14 protein-coding genes and 5 pseudogenes are annotated in these 14782 nt (G+C 71.5%); 9 read left to right on the top strand and 10 right to left on the bottom strand.

From position 1 onward, the window contains the following. Window positions 1-78: 78 nt before the first annotated feature. A complete protein-coding gene (locus LRS04_RS08245) occupies window positions 79-1251 on the top strand; it encodes an aspartyl/asparaginyl beta-hydroxylase domain-containing protein (protein ID WP_257815943.1) in 1173 nt (390 codons plus the stop codon). A 138-nt stretch (window positions 1252-1389) separates the two neighbouring features. Here LRS04_RS08245 and LRS04_RS08240 read toward each other — a convergent pair whose 3' ends face one another. Next, window positions 1390-2553, bottom strand: a complete 1164-nt coding sequence (locus tag LRS04_RS08240; protein ID WP_257815942.1) for a citrate synthase — start codon at window positions 2551-2553, stop codon at window positions 1390-1392. A gap of 80 nt (window positions 2554-2633) precedes the next feature. Here LRS04_RS08240 and LRS04_RS08235 point away from each other — a divergent pair, with 80 nt between their 5' ends. The 4 genes and pseudogenes from LRS04_RS08235 (at window position 2634) to queG (ending at window position 6694) form a co-directional block, all read left to right on the top strand. Continuing rightward, window positions 2634-3713, top strand: coding sequence for a citrate synthase/methylcitrate synthase (locus LRS04_RS08235; RefSeq protein WP_257815941.1), 1080 nt, complete (start codon window positions 2634-2636; stop codon window positions 3711-3713). Window positions 3714-3875: 162 nt separating this feature from the next. Continuing rightward, complete coding sequence (locus tag LRS04_RS08230; RefSeq protein WP_257815939.1) at window positions 3876-4811, top strand: cation diffusion facilitator family transporter; 936 nt, start codon at window positions 3876-3878, stop codon at window positions 4809-4811. Window positions 4812-4897: 86 nt separating this feature from the next. Next, on the top strand, window positions 4898-5584 hold the full coding sequence (locus tag LRS04_RS08225; protein WP_257815938.1) for a glutathione S-transferase family protein: 687 nt from the start codon (window positions 4898-4900) through the stop codon (window positions 5582-5584). Next, window positions 5565-6694, top strand: a pseudogene (gene queG / locus LRS04_RS08220) (tRNA epoxyqueuosine(34) reductase QueG). The gene LRS04_RS08225 and the pseudogene queG overlap by 20 nt, the downstream one beginning before the upstream one ends. Here queG and LRS04_RS08215 read toward each other — a convergent pair. Genes LRS04_RS08215 through rfbC form a run of 4 tightly spaced genes read right to left on the bottom strand, consistent with a single transcriptional unit; the run spans window position 6691 to window position 8296 of the window. Next, a complete protein-coding gene (locus LRS04_RS08215) occupies window positions 6691-7356 on the bottom strand; it encodes a glycosyltransferase family 9 protein (RefSeq protein WP_257815937.1) in 666 nt (221 codons plus the stop codon). The pseudogene queG and the gene LRS04_RS08215 sit on opposite strands and share 4 nt — an antisense overlap. A gap of 22 nt (window positions 7357-7378) precedes the next feature. Further along, on the bottom strand, window positions 7379-7624 hold the full coding sequence (locus LRS04_RS08210) for a tetratricopeptide repeat protein (protein WP_257815936.1): 246 nt from the start codon (window positions 7622-7624) through the stop codon (window positions 7379-7381). Then, the gene (locus LRS04_RS08205; protein ID WP_257815935.1) at window positions 7594-7737 is read right to left on the bottom strand and encodes a hypothetical protein; all 144 of its coding nucleotides are present in this window, start codon (window positions 7735-7737) and stop codon (window positions 7594-7596) included. The genes LRS04_RS08210 and LRS04_RS08205 overlap by 31 nt, the downstream gene beginning before the upstream one ends. Window positions 7738-7741: 4 nt before the next feature. Beyond that, entirely contained in the window at window positions 7742-8296 is a 555-nt protein-coding gene (gene rfbC, locus LRS04_RS08200; protein WP_257815934.1) for a dTDP-4-dehydrorhamnose 3,5-epimerase, read from the bottom strand. On the opposite strand from rfbC, the pseudogene LRS04_RS26715 reads away from it, so the two are divergent. Together LRS04_RS26715 and LRS04_RS26710 are read left to right on the top strand one after the other, a co-directional pair. Beyond that, a pseudogene (locus LRS04_RS26715) lies at window positions 8237-8677 on the top strand (glycosyltransferase family 2 protein); the annotation flags it as partial. The gene rfbC and the pseudogene LRS04_RS26715 sit on opposite strands and share 60 nt — an antisense overlap. Before the next feature lie 172 nt (window positions 8678-8849). Beyond that, window positions 8850-8960: pseudogene (locus LRS04_RS26710) on the top strand (glycosyltransferase family 2 protein); the annotation flags it as partial. 178 nt (window positions 8961-9138) lie between these two features. Here LRS04_RS26710 and argE read toward each other — a convergent pair. The 5 genes and pseudogenes from argE to LRS04_RS08170 form a co-directional block, all read right to left on the bottom strand. After that, the gene (gene argE, locus LRS04_RS08190) at window positions 9139-10530 is read right to left on the bottom strand and encodes an acetylornithine deacetylase (protein WP_308238096.1); all 1392 of its coding nucleotides are present in this window, start codon (window positions 10528-10530) and stop codon (window positions 9139-9141) included. Window positions 10531-10559: 29 nt separating this feature from the next. Continuing rightward, window positions 10560-11051 carry an FKBP-type peptidyl-prolyl cis-trans isomerase gene (locus LRS04_RS08185; protein ID WP_257815933.1) on the bottom strand — a complete coding sequence of 164 codons (492 nt, stop codon included), beginning with the start codon at window positions 11049-11051 and terminating at the stop codon, window positions 10560-10562. Between the two features lies 1 nt (window position 11052). After that, window positions 11053-12260, bottom strand: a pseudogene (locus LRS04_RS08180) (threonine ammonia-lyase). A 73-nt stretch (window positions 12261-12333) separates the two neighbouring features. Continuing rightward, a complete protein-coding gene (locus LRS04_RS08175) occupies window positions 12334-13296 on the bottom strand; it encodes an ABC transporter ATP-binding protein (RefSeq protein ID WP_257819031.1) in 963 nt (320 codons plus the stop codon). A gap of 57 nt (window positions 13297-13353) precedes the next feature. After that, window positions 13354-14080 (bottom strand): annotated as a pseudogene (locus LRS04_RS08170) (ATP-binding cassette domain-containing protein); the annotation flags it as partial. Between the two features lie 169 nt (window positions 14081-14249). Between LRS04_RS08170 and LRS04_RS08165 the strand changes: the two are divergent. Both LRS04_RS08165 and LRS04_RS08160 read left to right on the top strand, forming a co-directional pair. Further along, window positions 14250-14411, top strand: a complete 162-nt coding sequence (locus tag LRS04_RS08165) for a hypothetical protein (protein ID WP_257815931.1) — start codon at window positions 14250-14252, stop codon at window positions 14409-14411. Between the two features lie 148 nt (window positions 14412-14559). Then, a complete protein-coding gene (locus tag LRS04_RS08160; protein ID WP_257815930.1) occupies window positions 14560-14778 on the top strand; it encodes an HAD-IA family hydrolase in 219 nt (72 codons plus the stop codon). Window positions 14779-14782 lie beyond the last annotated feature (4 nt).

Here is a 14782-nt window from a genome sequence, read left to right as displayed (position 1 = left end):
GCAACGTTTCGGCCTCGCGCCCCGGGAACGACGCTATATAACAGCGTAAGCGCAAGCGTTCGGGGCGTAAGGACGGGGATGAGCGAGGCGGCGAAGGCGCCGGAAGACCTGGTCCGCCAGGCGCATGAAGCGTTCCGCCGTGGCGACGCCGCCCGGGCGTTCGGCCTGCTGGCCGAGGCTGAGGCCGTCTTCCCCCGCGACCTCTCAATCAAGCTCCAGAAGGCGATGATCCGCCGGGCCATGGGCGACCTGTCCGGCGCGCTGGCCGCCCTCGACGAGGCGCTGGACATCGACCCCTACGACTACGTCTCCCTTCTCTCGAAGGCGGGGCTCGTGGAGCAGATCAGCGGCGAGCGGGCCGCCGCCGCCATCTACAAGAACGCCCTGAAGATCGCCCCGGCCGACGACAAGATCCCGGCCGCCTTCCGCCGCCCCACCGAGCGGGCGCGGGACCTGGTGGCGCGCACCACCGAACGACTCGACGAATACCTGCGCGAGAAGACCGCCGAGGCCAGCTCCGACGTGTCCGAGGCCGCCCGCCGGCGGTTCGACGAGGCGATCGGCGTGCTGACCGGCAAGCGGAAGGTCTATGTGCAGGAGCCGCTGCTGCTGCACTATCCGCAGCTTCCGGCCATCCCGTTCTACGACCGCAGCCACTTTCCTTGGCTGGAGGAACTGGAGGCGGCCACCGACGTCATCCGCGAGGAGATGCTGGTGGCGATGGAGAAGGCCGGCGACGCGTTCGCGCCCTACATCGCCTATCCGAAGGGCGCGCCGGTCAACCAGTGGGAGGAGCTGAACCACTCCCGCCGCTGGAGCTCCTTCTTCCTCTGGAAGGACGGGGTCCGGCAAGACGGCGCCTGCGAGCTCTGCCCGCGGACCGCCGACCTGCTGAACCGCCTGCCGATGGCGCGCCAGAACGGTTTCGCGCCCACCGCCATGTTCTCGGCGCTGGAGGCGCACACCCACATCCCGCCGCACACGGGCTCCACCAACGCCCGCCTGCTCTGCCACCTGCCGCTGGTCCTGCCCGGACCGGCCCGCTTCCGGGTCGGCAACGAGACCCGGGACTGGAAGATGGGCCAGGCCTGGGTGTTCGACGACACCATCGAGCATGAGGCCTGGAACGACGCCGACGAGCTGCGCGTCATCCTGATCATCGACGTCTGGAACCCCTACCTGGAGCCGGCGGAGCGGGAGCTGATCACCACCCTGCTCCAGGCCCGCAACGAGTTCTTCGCCACGAACTGAGGCCCTCTCCCTACCCTCTCCCTCTCTTCCCCGGCTTGCGCCGGGGTCGGGGGAGAGGAGGTTCTGGCTCCGCGTTACAACTTCACTCCTCTCCCCCCGCGAAGCGGAGAGGGAGAGGGTAGGGAGAGGGCCTGACGCTCATCCGAACTCCGGTTCCGGGCCCACATACCGCGCCCGCGGCCGGATCAGGGCGTCGGCCTGGCCCTGCTCGATGGCGTGGGCGATCCAGCCGGCGCAGCGCGCGACGGCGAAGAGGGCGAAGGGCGCATCCTTCGGCAGCCTCAGGGCCTCGCAGGCGGCGACCAGGGCGAAGTCGATGTTGGGAGCCTGGCCCGTCACCGCGCGCACCGCCTCGGCGAGCGCGGCGAGATCCGCCGGCAGGGCGAACCGCTCCAGCAGGGCGGCGGCGCGGGGATCGTCGTCCGGATAGAGCGGATGGCCGAAGCCCGGCAGCGCCCGGTCCTCCAACAGCCGGTTGGCGATCGCCGTCCGCGGGCCCTGCTGGACGGCCTCCGCCGCGAAGGTCCGCACCGCCGCCGAGGCGCCGCCGTGCCGGGGGCCTGACAGCGTCGAAAGGCCCGCGAGCGCCGAGGCCGAGAGCGACGCGCCGGTCGAGGCCGCCACCCGGGCGGCGAAGGCGGACGCGTTCAGCTCGTGGTCGGCGACCAGCACCAGCATCCGCCGGATGAGGTCCGCGCCGGGCCCGCCCGGTCCCTGCCCCCAGGCCAGCGCCAGCCGGTTGTGGATAGCGCCGCCGCCCACCTCGCCCGCCACCGCGTCGGTCAGGACGTCGAGCAGGGTCGCCGCCTCGACGGCCAGCGCCATCGGGTGCCGCCCCCGCGCCGGCGGATCGGTCCCGGCCAGGGCGGCCAGCGCCAGGAAGGCGCGGGTGCGCATGTCCGCCGCCTCGGGCGGCCTCGGCCGCTCGGTCCGCTTCAGCGCCGCGCCGTGCCCGCCGCGCAGCAGCCGGGCGACGGACTCCAGCGTCTCGGTCTCGGCGAGCCGGATGGCGTCGCGGCCCCGGTAGAACAGCCGTCCGCCGGCAACCGTGGTGATCGCCGAGGCCAGCACCGGCTCGCCCCAGGCGATGGCGCCCGCCGCGACGTCCGAGACCTTGCGGCTTCGCGACTTCCGCTGCTGGAGCGCGGCGATGTCGGCGGCGCGATAGAGGCTGCGCCGCGGGTCATGCGGGTCCGGCCGCACCTGCACGCGGCCCCGGCTCACATAGGCGTAGAGCGTCTGCGCCCGCACGCTCAGGCGGCCCTGCGCATCCTCGGCGGAGATCCAGTCGGGCGGTGGCATATATTGATCATGTTGATCAAGATTGACGGCAGAAGCGTGAAGGCATTTCGTCGGCGCGGCAAGAGTTGAAGGAGCCCCAAATGTCCGATGGTCTCGAAGACGTCGTCGCCGCCGAAACCGTCCTGTCCGAGGTCGACGGAAAGAAGGGCGTGCTGATCATCCGCGGTCGCAGCCTCGACGAGCTGGCCGGACGCACCCGCTTCGAGGACGTGACGCGCCTCCTGTGGGACGGCTTCTTCGACGACCTGCCGGACGACCTGACCGCCCCGCTGGCCGCCGCCCGGGCCGAGGTGTTCGGCGAGGTGGCCGCCCTCGACACCGGCCTGCTCGACCGCACGCCCGTCGAGGCCATGCGGGCGCTCACCGCCCGGCTCGCCGACGGCGACGACCTGGCGACCGCTCTGCGCCTCGCCGCCGCGCCCGCCGTCTTCACCGCCGCCGTGGTCCGCGCCCAGGCCGGCGAAGCGCCCGTGCGGCCCGATCCCAGCCTCGGACATTCGGCCGACATCCTGCAGATGCTGACCGGCCGGCCGCCAGAGAAGGGCCACGCCAATGCACTGGACACCTACCTGGTGACGGTCAGCGACCATGGCCTGAACGCCTCCACCTTCGCCGCGAGGGTGATCGCCTCGACGCGCGCCGGCCTCGGCTCCGCGGTGCTGGGCGGGATCAGCGCGCTGAAGGGTCCGCTGCACGGCGGCGCCCCCGGCCCGGTGATCGAGATGCTGGACGGCATCGCCCACCCCGCCAATGCGCGGGCCTGGCTGGAGGCTGCGATCGCACGCGGCGACCGGCTGATGGGCTTCGGCCACCGGGTCTACCGGGTGCGCGACCCGCGCGCCGACGCGCTCAAGGGCGCGGTCCGGCGGCTGAGCGAAGGCTCCAACACCGGCCGGCTAGCCTTCGCCGAAGCGGTGGAGGCCGCCGCGCTCGCCATCCTGCGCGAGAAGAAGCCGGACCGGCCGCTCGACACCAACGTCGAGTTCTACACCGCCCTGCTGCTGGAGGCGCTGGGCCTGCCGCCGTCGGCCTTCACCTGCGTCTTCGCCATGGGCCGGGTCGCGGGCTGGATCGCCCACGCCCGCGAGCAGGTCGCCGGCGGCCGCCTGATCCGGCCCCAGTCGCGCTATGTGGGGCCATGGCCGAAGCAGGCGGCGTGAGTTCGTACCTCCCTTAATGGGGAGGGACAGGCCGCGTAGCGGCCAGGGTGGGGAAGTGCGGGTCTGAACTCCGGATCAGCGCGTGAACGCGACTCCCCCACCCCGCTCGCCTTCGGCGAGTCGACCCTCCCCATGAAGGTAGGGACGGACTAGTTTCGGCCCATGACGACGATCCAGGGCCTGTCTCCCGCCGAGAGCGCCGCGCTCACCCGCAGGGTGACGCTGCTGTCGGTAGCCGTGGCCGCCACCCTGGTGACGCTGAAGGCCGGCGCCTGGCTGGCCTCCGGCTCGACGGCGGTGCTGGCGTCCGCGGCCGACTCCGGGCTCGACCTGGTCGCCAGCCTGGTGACGTTCTTCGCCGTCCGCTACGCGGTCGCCCCGCCCGACGCCGAGCACCGGTTCGGCCACGGCAAGGCCGAGGCCTTCGCCAGCCTGATGCAGGCCGGCCTGGTCTTCGCATCCGCGGCCCTGGTGGCCCGGGAGGCGATCGGCGACCTGATGAATCCGCATCCGCTCAAGGCCGAGGGCTGGGCGGTCGCGGTGATGCTGGTCTCGACGGTGCTCACCCTCGTGCTGATCAACGCCCAGACCCGGGTGCTGCGGCAGACGTCCTCGGTGGCGGTCTCGGGCGACCGGGCGCACTACGCCTCCGACCTCGCCTCCAACCTGATCGCGCTCCTCGGCATCGGCGCATCCGCGTGGCTGGGGCTGAACGGCCTGGACGCGGCGGCGGCCATCGTCATCGCCGCCCTGCTGCTCTGGGGCGCGGTCGGCGTGTTCCGCGAGGCGTCGGCCCAGCTCATGGACCGCGAGCTGCCCGACGAGGCCCGGGCCCGGATCGTCGCCCTGATGACCGAGGATTCCCGGCTGACCGACGTCCACCAGCTCCGCACCCGGGCGTCCGGTCCGTTCGTCCACATCCAGATGCACGTCGACCTCGACCCGCAGCTCACCCTGGAGGCCGCCCACGAGGTGATCGTCGCGGCCGAGAAGCGGCTCCTCGCCGTCTTTCCGCAGGCCGACGTCATCATCCATGCCGACCCTCGCGGCCGCGCCGAGCCGCACGGCGGGGCTTTCGCCGAGTCCGCGGCAGAGTAAACGCGAACTTAAGGTGTCGGGGCGCACCTCAGGCAGATCGATTCCCGCCTGAATCCAGACCATTCCTCGGGCGTTGTAGCCGGACCATGAGCGTCGAACTCACCCTCCACCATTTCCCGCTCGATCCCGCCTCGCGACAGGTGCGCCTGGCGCTGGGCGAGAAGCGCGTGCCGTTCGCCGAGCTGACGGTGAAGTACTGGGAGCGCCCCCGCGAGCTCTCGGCGCTTAATCCGTCGGGCCTGGTGCCGGTGCTGGTGGCGGCGAACGGCGACGACCGCCTCGTGCTGTGCGAGGCCCGCGCGATCCTCGACTATCTGGAAGAGGCCTATCCCGAGCCGCCGCTGCTGGGCCGGGAGGCCGCGGAACGCGCCGAGGCGCGGCGCCTGCTCCAGTGGTTCGATCGCAAGTTCGAGTTCGAGGCCGGCGGCTTCATCCTGCACGAGAAGATGGAGAAGCGCCTGCTGGGCCTGGGCGCGCCGGAGCTCGCCAACCTCCGCCAGGGCCGCGACGGGGTGAAGAACCACCTCCACTACATGGATGGCCTGCTGCAGGCCCGCGACTGGCTGGCCGGCGGCCGGCTCTCGCTGGCCGATTTCGCCGCCGCCGCCCACCTGTCGGTCATCGACTATTTCGGCGATGTGCCGTGGAGCGACTTCCCCGCGGTGAAGACCTGGTACATGAAGCTGAAATCCCGGCCGGCTTTCCGGCCCCTGCTTCTGGACCGCTGGCCGGGCCTGACGCCCGCCAGGCACTATGACGATCTCGACTTCTGACCGCGACCTGATCCGCGCCGAGGCCCTGGCCCTCGGGTTCGACCTCTGCCGCTTCACCGACCTCGACGACGCCTGGCTGGCCGCCGGACGACTCGAAACCTACGTGGCCGAAGGCCGGCATGGCGAGATGGGCTGGATGGCCGAGACCCTCGAGCGCCGGCGCCATCCCCGGCCATGTGGGCCGACGCGAGGTCGGCCGTCGTGCTGGGCGTCAACTACGGGCCGGACACCGACCCCATGGCGGCGCTGGCCGACCCGACGCGGGCGGCGATCAGCGTCTATGCCCAGGGCGACGACTACCATGACCTGATCAAGAAGCGGTTGAAGGCGCTGGCCCGCTTCCTTCAGGCGAGGTTCGGCGGCGAGCTCAAGGTTTTCGTCGACACCGCGCCCCTGCTGGAGAAGCCGCTGGCCGAGCGCGCCGGGGTCGGCTGGCAGGGCCGTCACACCAACCTCGTCAGCCGCGAATTCGGCTCCTGGCTTTTCCTGGGCTCGATCCTGACGACCCTGGAGATCGAGCCGGACGCGGCCGAGCCCATGCACTGCGGCTCCTGCCACGCCTGCCTCGACGTCTGTCCGACGAACGCCTTCCCGGCGCCGTTCCAGCTCGATGCGCGGCGCTGCATCTCCTACCTGACGATCGAATTGAAGGGGCCGATCCCGCTGGAGTTCCGTGAGGCGCTCGGCAACCGGATCTACGGCTGCGACGACTGCCTGGCCGTCTGCCCGTGGAACAAGTTCGCCCAGGCCGGCCGCGAGCAGAAGCTGGCGGCGCGCGACGCGCTGCGAAATCCCGCCCTCGCGGAGCTGTCCCGCCTGGACGACGCAGCCTTCCGCGAGCTGTTCGCCAAGAGCCCGGTCAAGCGCATCGGCCGCGACCGCTTCCTGCGCAATGTGCTCTACGCCATCGGCAACTCGGGCGATCGGGGGCTGGCGGACGAGGCGAGGCGCCTGCTGGATGAACCCTCGCCGCTTGTGCGCGGCGCCGCGATCTGGGCGGCGTCTTGCCTGCTTCCCTATGCCGAGTTCGAGCGCCTGCGCGCCGAGCGGTTGCCCGCCGAGCCCGATGCCGAAGTCCGCGCGGAGTGGTTCGACCCGGCGGACGCCTAGGCCGGGAGGTCGCGGCGGATCTGCTCCAGGACGGAATCCCAGACGCCCGGCGCGGGCTGTCGGTAGAGGCGCATCGACGGGTACCAGAGGCTGCGGTCCGCGAACGGCGTCCAGCGCCAGTCCGCCCCGAGCCTGGCCAGCATCACCCAGCAGGGCTTACCCATGGCCCCGGCCAGGTGCGCCCCGGCCGTATCGACGGTGATCACCAGGTCGAGCCCGCTGATCAGCTCGGCGGTTTCCTGGAAGTCCCGTGCGCCGGTGTCCTCGGGCAGCAGGCTGACGGCGCCGGGCAGCGACAGCAGGGCCTCGACCGCGGCCGGCGAGAGCGAGCGGGCGGCGTCGTTCACCTGCTTCGGGTTGCCGCGGCTGATCACCCCGATGCGGCCCCCGATGGGCCGAGGCGTCGCCGAGAGGTAGGGGGCGGTCGGCAGGTCTGCGTCGCCGAACAGGGCGGGCAGCGAGCTCGACCATATCCAGAAGTCGGCCTCGGGCAGGGCGGCCTCGCCCTCGGCGCGGATCACCTCAACGCCGAGGTTCGCGGCGAACAGCGAGGCAAGCTGGGGCAGACAGAACCAGGTGAGCCGCACGCCCCGCTCGGCCAGGGCCTTGGCAAAGCGCGCGTACTGGATCTGGTCGCCGAAGCCCTCCTCCGGCCAGACCACCACATGCTTGCCGGCCGGATCCTCACCGTTCCAGCGCGGGAACGGCAGCGGCGGCGGCGGCCTGCGGCCGGGGACGTCCAGGCGCGCCTCCAGCCGCCGGAAGCCTTCGGCCAGCCGTCCCTGGCCGAGCAGGGGCCATGCCGAGGCCGTGCTCGGAGATCGCCCGGCCGGGCTCGCGTTCGAGCGCCGCGCGGAAGGCCTGCTCGGCGCCCACCGTGTCGCCCAGGCGCATGCGGATCAGGCCGATCCAGTGGTGCGGTTGCGGCATCCGGGGGCCGCAGCCGCGACCTGGCCATAGGCGTCGATGGCGGGTTCGAGCTGGTCGGCCTCCCGGAGCCGGTGGGCCTGCTGGTAGAGCGCCTCGATGCCGGCCCGGTCCAAGGCGTCAGAACTCCGTGGGCGCCAGGTCCCTGAGCCGCGGCAGGACCAGGTCCTTGTCGGAAAGGATGGGCTCGACGTCGAGCGGCCAGGCGATGCCCACGTCCGGGTCGTTCCAGATCACCCCGCCCTCGGTCTGCGGCGCGTAAAGGCCGTCGACCTTGTAGGCGAGCTCGGTGTCGTCGGTGAGGGTGCAGTAGCCGTGGGCGAAGCCGCGGGGCACGAAGAGCTGTTCCCCGACCTCGGCGGTCAGGGTGGCGCCGGCCCACTGGCCATAGGTCGGCGAGCCCGGGCGGACGTCCACGGCCACGTCGAAGATCGCGCCCCGGAGCACTCGCATCAGCTTGGCCTGGGGATGCGGCGCGGCCTGGAAGTGCAGGCCGCGGATCGTGCCCTTGCGGGCGCTGAACGCCTGGTTGTCCTGGACGAAGGTCACGTGAAGACCGGCCGCCTCGAAGGCTCGGGTGCTCCAGGTCTCGGCGAACCAGCCGCGCGCATCGCCATGCCGCTTGGGCGTGATAAGCAGGAGCTCGGGAAGGGCGAGCGGCGTGATCGTGGTCATGGCGCCTTGAAGGAATACGGGAAGAACCGCCTCCGCATGGACGAGCCCGCGCCGGAAGACAAGCCGCTGCTCAGCGTCTGCGTCATCGCCTTCAACTCCGGTCCCATGCTGGCCCGCTGCCTGGAGAGCCTGGCGGCCCAGACCTTCCGGGACTTCGAGACCCTGGTGATCGACAACGCCTCGCCGGACCCGGCCGATGCGGCGACCGCGGCGCGGTTTCCGGGCGTCCGGCTGATCCGCAACGCCGAGAACCTGGGCTTCGCCGGGGCCGGCAACCAGGGGGCGCGGGAAGCGTGCGGCCGCTGGTTCGTGCTGCTGAACCCCGACGCCTGGGCCGAGCCGGACTGGCTGGCCGAGCTGGCGGCGGCGGCCGGGCGCCATCCCGCCGCGCGGTCCTTCACCTCCCGCCAGCTCATGGCCGAGGACCCTGGCCTGCTCGACGGCCTGGGCGATGTGATGAGCGGCTACGGCATCCCCCTATCGCGGCGGCTTCCTGACCCCCGATCCCGGCGACACCGCCGAGGGCGAGGTGTTCTCCCCGTGCGGCGCGGCGATGATGATCGACCGCGCCCTCTTCTTGGAGCTGGGCGGCTTCGACGAGCAGTTCTTCTGCTACGGCGAGGACGTCGACCTGGGCTACCGGCTGCAGCTCCGCGGCGAGCCGACGGTGCTGGTCCCCGGGGCGGTGATCCACCACGTGGGCTCGGCGACGAGCGGCGGCCGGCGCTCGGAATTCGCGGTCTTCCACGGCACGCGCAACCGCTTCTGGGTGGTGGCCAAGGACACGCCGCTGCTGCTGCTGCCGCTCGTCGTGCCGCTGCATCTGGCGGCGGTGGCCTACATCAGTTCGCGGAAAGCCAACCGGCCGCAGGCGGGCCTGGTCTGGAAATCCTTCGTGGCCGCGATGAGGGGCCTGCCGCAGGTGATGAGGAGCCGGGCGCGGGTGCAGCGGAGCCGCCGCGCCTCGGCGCTCGCCATCGCCCGGGCCATGACCTGGAACCCCAGGGACCTGACCGCGCGCCGCGCCGTGGTCCGGCCGTTGCGCTCAGGGCTCTGACGCCCACTCGATCAGCCGGCGCATGAAAGGCTGCGCCGCGTTCGAGCTGGCTGATCTCCAGGTACTCATCCGGCTGGTGCGCCTGGGCGATGGAGCCGGGGCCGCAGATCACCGTCGAGAACCCGCCCCGCTGGAACTGGCCGGCCTCGGCGGCGAAGGCCACGACCCGCGGCGGGCCGTTGTCGCCGGCGAGGCGGCGGGCGAAGGCCTCCGCCGCGCCCTCCGGCTCCGGGGCGAAGGGCGGCACGTCGGTCTTCTTCTCGACGACCACGCCCGCCTCCGGCGCACGGGCCTTCAGCTCGGCGTCGAGCTTCCTGGCCTCGGCGTAGAACGGCGCCAGCACCGCCTCGACCTCGAAGCCCGGCGGGCAGCGCAGGTCGAAGGTGAAGCCGCACTCCCGGGCGATGATATTGTGGGCGGTGCCGCCGTTGACCATGCCGATGGTCAGCGTCGCGCCCTTCGGCGTGAACGGCGATGCGGGGTCGGCCTCGGCCTCCAGCCGCCTGGCCAGGTCGCCTAGGAAGCTCATCAGCTTCACCGCCTCCATGATCGCCGAGACGCCCTGATGGGTCTGGCTGGAATGGGCCTCGCGGCCGGTGACGGTGACGCGGAAGGTGGCGATGCCCTTATGACCGTTGACCGCCACCATGTCGGTGGGCTCGCCGACCACGACGACCGCCGGCTTCGGCAGCTCGCGGCGGATCACCTCGATCATCTCAGGCGCGCCCAGGCAGCCGATCTCCTCGTCGTAGGAGAAGGCGAGATGCACGGGCTTCGGCGGCCGGGCCGCCGCCAGCTCCGGCACGGCGGCCAGCGACAGCGCCAGGAACGCCTTCATGTCGCAGGTCCCGCGCCCGTAGAGCCGCCCGTCCTTCTCGGTGAGCGTCCAGGGGTCGGTGCTCCAGGGCTGGCCGTCCACCGGCACGACGTCGGTGTGGCCGGAGAGCACGACGCCGCCCTCGGCCGCAGGCCCGATCGTCGCCAAAAGGTTGGACTTGGAGCCGTCGGCGTTCGGCACGCGCCGGTGCGGCACGCCATGCCGGTCGAGATAGGCCTCCACCCAGCCGATCAGCTCGAGGTTGGAGCCGCGCGAGGTGGTGTCGAAGGCGACCAGCGTCGCCAGGATCTCGCGCGCGGCCGGGGTCAGGTCGGAGGACATGGGGAAGGCATAGATCATCCCTCCCCTGAAGGGGAGGGATCGAGCGCCTAGCCCAGCGCCGTGCGGCCCGGGCCTTCGAGGACGGCGATCAGCTCGATGCGGAAAATCAGGGCGGCGTTGGGCGGGATCTCGCCGCCGCCGGCGCCTTCCGCGCCATAGCCCTGCTCGGGCGGCACATAGAGGATCCACTCGTCGCCCGGCCGCATGAGCACCAGCGCCTCCTGCCAGGCCGGGATCAGGCCCCGCAGCGGCATGGCCGCCGGCTGGCCGCGTTCATAGGAGCTGTCGAACACCTTGCCGTCGATCAGCTTGCCTTCGTAGTGGACCTTCACCTCGTCGGAGAGCTGCGGCCGCAGGCCGTTCGCCGGCCCCTCGCGGACGACCTTGTACATCACCCCCGACGGCAGCTTCTGGACGCCCGGCTCCTTGGCGGTCTTCTCGAGGAAGGCGTGGCTGGCCACCGACTGGTCGGGCAGCTTCTGCTGACCGCAGGCGGCCAGCGACAGGGCCGCGACGGCAATCATCACAACACGGAACATATCAAACAGCCCTCGGAGGATATCCACGCTCGCGCAGCGCATCCATGATCTCCTGGGTGTGCTGCGCGTCACGGGTCTCGATCATCAGGTCGAACTCGGCGCCTTGGCCGGCACGTCCAGCGCGAGACGATTGTGAGCAACTTCAATGATGTTGGCGCCCATCTGGCCGATGATCGCCGAGACGTTGGCCAGCAGGCCCGGTCGGTCGTCGCCGATGATCCGAAGGCTGACGATCCGCTGCTCGCGGACCAGCTCGCGGGTCAGGACCGAGGCCAGGAGCCGGGTGTCGATGTTGCCGCCGGTGATCACCAGGCCGCACTTCTTTCCGCGGAAGCGTTCCGGATAGGCCAGCAGCGCGGCCAGCGACGCGGCGCTGGCCCCCTCGGTCACCGTCTTCTCGACGTTGCAGTAGAGCGCGATGGCCTTCTCGAAGTGCGGCTCCTCGATCAGCAGCACGTCGTCGATCAGCGGCCTCGCGACCGCATAGGAGAGGTCGCCCACCTGCTTGACCGCGATGCCCTCGGCGATGGTCGCCCCGCCGGTCGCGGCGCCGGCGTTCACGCCGCGCATCTTGGCGGTGAAGGAGGGGTACATGGCAGGCTCCAGCCCGACCACGCGGATGTCGCCGCGGATCTGCTTGGCCGCCGTCGCCATGCCGGCGATCAGCCCGCCGCCGCCGATCGGCACCGGCAGGACCTCGAGGTCGGGCACGTCCTCCAGCATCTCCAGCGCCACCGTGCCCTGGCCGGCCATGACGTCGAGGTCGTTGAACGGGTGCACGAAGACGAGGTCGCGCTCGTCGCAGAGCTTGCGGGCGAAGGCCGAGGCCTCGTCATAGCCGTCGCCGTCGATCACCACCTCGGCGCCGTGGGCGCGGGTCTGCTGGACCTTCACGAAGGGCGTGGCCTTGGGCATCACGATGGTCACCGGGATGCCGAGGCGGGCGGCGTGGTAGGCCAGGCCCTGGCTGTGGTTGCCGGCCGACGCCGCGATCACGCCGCGTTTCTTCTCGGCCTCGGAGAGCTGCAGCAGCTTGTTGAGCGCCCCGCGCTCCTTGTAGGCGGCGGTGAACTGCAGGTTCTCGAACTTCACCCAGACCTGGGCCCCGGTGATGTCCGAGAGCGTCTTGGAATAACGGCAGGGCGTGCGCTCGATGTGACCCTTCAGCCGCTCTTCGGCCGCGCGGATGTTGTCGAGGGTCAGGGTCATCGGGCCGGAGGCTGCTGGCGGGAAAGGCCGCGCAACCTAACGGCGGACGGTCCTTGCCGCAACGCAGCACGTCCTAGGCGGGGTCGAACTCCGCCACCAGGTGTCCAGGCGCGACCTCCTTCAGCGCCGGCGCGAGGATCGGGGCGTTGGGGTCGACCGGCAGGCGCGAGGGCAGGAAGCGCAGCGCAGCCCGGGGATCCATGGGGCTCGGCGGCTCGCCCGCGAGCTTGATCCGCTGTCGGGTGCGCTCGATGGCCGGATCCGGGATCGGCGCGGCGGAGAGCAGCGCGCGGGTGTAGGGATGTTGCGCCTCGGCATAGAGCCGGTCCCGGTCGGCCAGCTCCACCACGCGGCCGAGGTAGAGGACCAGCACCCGGTGGCTGATCTCGCGCACCACCGCCAGGTCGTGGCTGATGAAGATCATCGCCAGGCCCATCTCCTTCTGGAGCTGGATCAGGAGATCGATGATCTGCGCCCGGATCGAGACGTCGAGGGCCGAGACCGCCTCGTCGCAGATGACGAGCTTCGGCTTCAGGATCATCGCCCGGGCGATGCCGACCCGCTGGTTCTGGCCGCCGGAGAGCTCGTGCGGGTAGCGGTTGATCAGCGCAGGATCAAGCTCGACGCGCGCCATCATCGCCCGGGCCTCGGCTTCACGGGCGGCGCGGTCCATCCCCGGCCGGAACACCCGCAGCGGCTCGGCGATGGAATCGCCGATGGTCATGCGGGGATCGAGGCTGGCCAGGGGGTCCTGGAAGACGATCTGCAGGTCCGTGCGCGCCGCCTGCCAGGCGGAGCGGTCGGCGGGATCTAGGTTGCGGCCGAGCAGCGTCACCGCGCCACCGGTGGCCGGCAGCAGGTTCAGCACGGCGCGGGCCAGCGTCGACTTCCCCGAGCCGCTCTCGCCGACGACGCCCAGCGTCTCGCCCTGGTGGACCTGGAAGCTCACCCCGTCCACGGCGCGCAGCGCCCTGGGCCTGCCGAACAGGCCCTCGCGGATCGGGAAGTGCACCTTCACGTCGCGGCCTTCGACCACCACCGGCGCGTCGGCCGCCACGGGCGCGGTGGTCGGACGGCCGCCGCGGTCGGCGCGGTCGAGCCTGGGCACGGCGGCCAGCAGGGCGCGGGTGTAGTCGGTGCGCGGCTGGGCGAAGATCTCGCCCACCGGGCCTTCCTCCACATAGGCCCCGTCCTTCATCACGCAGACCCGGTCGGCGAGCCGGGCGATCACGCCCATGTCGTGGGTGATCAGCGCCATGGCCGCGCCGGTCTCCCGCTGCAGCTCGGCCATCAGGTCGAGGATCTCGGCCTGGACGGTGACGTCCAGCGCGGTGGTCGGCTCGTCGGCGATCAGCAGTTCCGGGCCGCCGGCCATGGCGGCGGCGATCATCACCCGCTGGCGCATGCCGCCGGAGAGCTCGTGCGGATACTGCCGCATCCGCCGCGCGGCGTCGGGGGATGCGCACCTTCTCCAGCCATTCGCGGGCCCGGGCCTTCGCCTCGCCGTCGGAGAGGCCGAGGTGCAGCCGCAGCGGCTCGGCGATCTGTTCGCCGATCCGCACGTGCGGGGTGAGCGCCGTCAGCGGGTCCTGGAAGATCATGGTCATCTTCGAGCCGCGGATGCGGTTGAGCGCGCGGGGGCCGAGCCCCAGCAGGTCCTGGCCCTGGAACCGCGCCTGGCCCGACGCGCGGCCGTTGCGGGCCAGAAGGCCCATCACCGCCATGAAGGTCTGGCTCTTGCCCGAGCCGCTCTCCCCGACCACGCCGAGGGTCTCGCCGCGGCCGATGGCCAGCGATACGCCCCGCACCGCCCGGACCATGCCGTCGTGGGTCTCGAAATCGACCACCAGATTGTCGATCGCCAGGACGGGTGCGGACGAAGCTTCGGGCAAGCGGGACCTCGGACTTGGCAGGACACAGGGACCCTAGACCGCGAATGGGGCTTTTTGAAATCGCCTGTCAGGGCGGATTGCTTTAAGCGCGGGGGCCGTGCCGCCCGAACCGACATCGCCGCTCCGGCCTGCCCTGTTCCTCGACCGCGACGGCGTGCTGAACGAGGACCGGGGCTACGTCTACCGCTGGGAGGACTTCGCCTGGATCCGGGCGCCCGCGAGGCGGTGGCGGAGTTCAACCGGGCCGGCTGGCTGGTGATCGTGGTGACCAACCAGTCGGGCGTCGGCCGCGGCTACTACACCGAAGAGGACATGCACGCCCTGCACGACCGCATGGTCGAGGGCCTGGCCGAGGCCGGCGCGAAGGTCGACGCCTTCTACTTCGCCCCCAGCACCCGGAGTCGGAGATGGATGAGTACCGCCACCCCGACCCGCCGGACCGCAAGCCGAACCCCGGCATGCTGCTCCGGGCCATGGAGGATTTCCCGATCGACCGGGAGCGCTCCCTGATGATCGGCGACAAGCCGTCGGACCTGGAGGCCGCCGAACGCGCCGGGGTCCGCGCCGTGCTGTTCGAGGAGGCCAACCTGCGGGACTTCCTGAACAAGGAAGGGCTGCTGCCCTAGTCCG

Source organism: Phenylobacterium sp. J367 (genome assembly GCF_024699985.1).
In the GTDB taxonomy this organism is placed as follows: domain Bacteria; phylum Pseudomonadota; class Alphaproteobacteria; order Caulobacterales; family Caulobacteraceae; genus Phenylobacterium.
Note: the sequence above shows the minus strand (reverse complement) of the source record. Positions and strands in the feature narration are given on the sequence as shown.

Bases quoted from the DNA above. Each gene is read 5' to 3' on its own strand.
- LRS04_RS08245 (WP_257815943.1), top strand. From the start codon at position 79: ATGAGCGAGGCGGCGAAGGCGCCGGAAGACCTGGTCCGCCAGGCGCAT.
- LRS04_RS08240 (WP_257815942.1), bottom strand. From the start codon at position 2,553: ATGCCACCGCCCGACTGGATCTCCGCCGAGGATGCGCAGGGCCGCCTG.
- LRS04_RS08235 (WP_257815941.1), top strand. From the start codon at position 2,634: ATGTCCGATGGTCTCGAAGACGTCGTCGCCGCCGAAACCGTCCTGTCC.
- LRS04_RS08230 (WP_257815939.1), top strand. From the start codon at position 3,876: ATGACGACGATCCAGGGCCTGTCTCCCGCCGAGAGCGCCGCGCTCACC.
- LRS04_RS08225 (WP_257815938.1), top strand. From the start codon at position 4,898: ATGAGCGTCGAACTCACCCTCCACCATTTCCCGCTCGATCCCGCCTCG.
- LRS04_RS08210 (WP_257815936.1), bottom strand. From the start codon at position 7,624: ATGCCGCAACCGCACCACTGGATCGGCCTGATCCGCATGCGCCTGGGC.
- rfbC (WP_257815934.1), bottom strand. From the start codon at position 8,296: ATGACCACGATCACGCCGCTCGCCCTTCCCGAGCTCCTGCTTATCACG.
- argE (WP_308238096.1), bottom strand. From the start codon at position 10,530: ATGATCTATGCCTTCCCCATGTCCTCCGACCTGACCCCGGCCGCGCGC.
- LRS04_RS08185 (WP_257815933.1), bottom strand. From the start codon at position 11,051: ATGTTCCGTGTTGTGATGATTGCCGTCGCGGCCCTGTCGCTGGCCGCC.
- LRS04_RS08160 (WP_257815930.1), top strand. From the start codon at position 14,560: ATGGATGAGTACCGCCACCCCGACCCGCCGGACCGCAAGCCGAACCCC.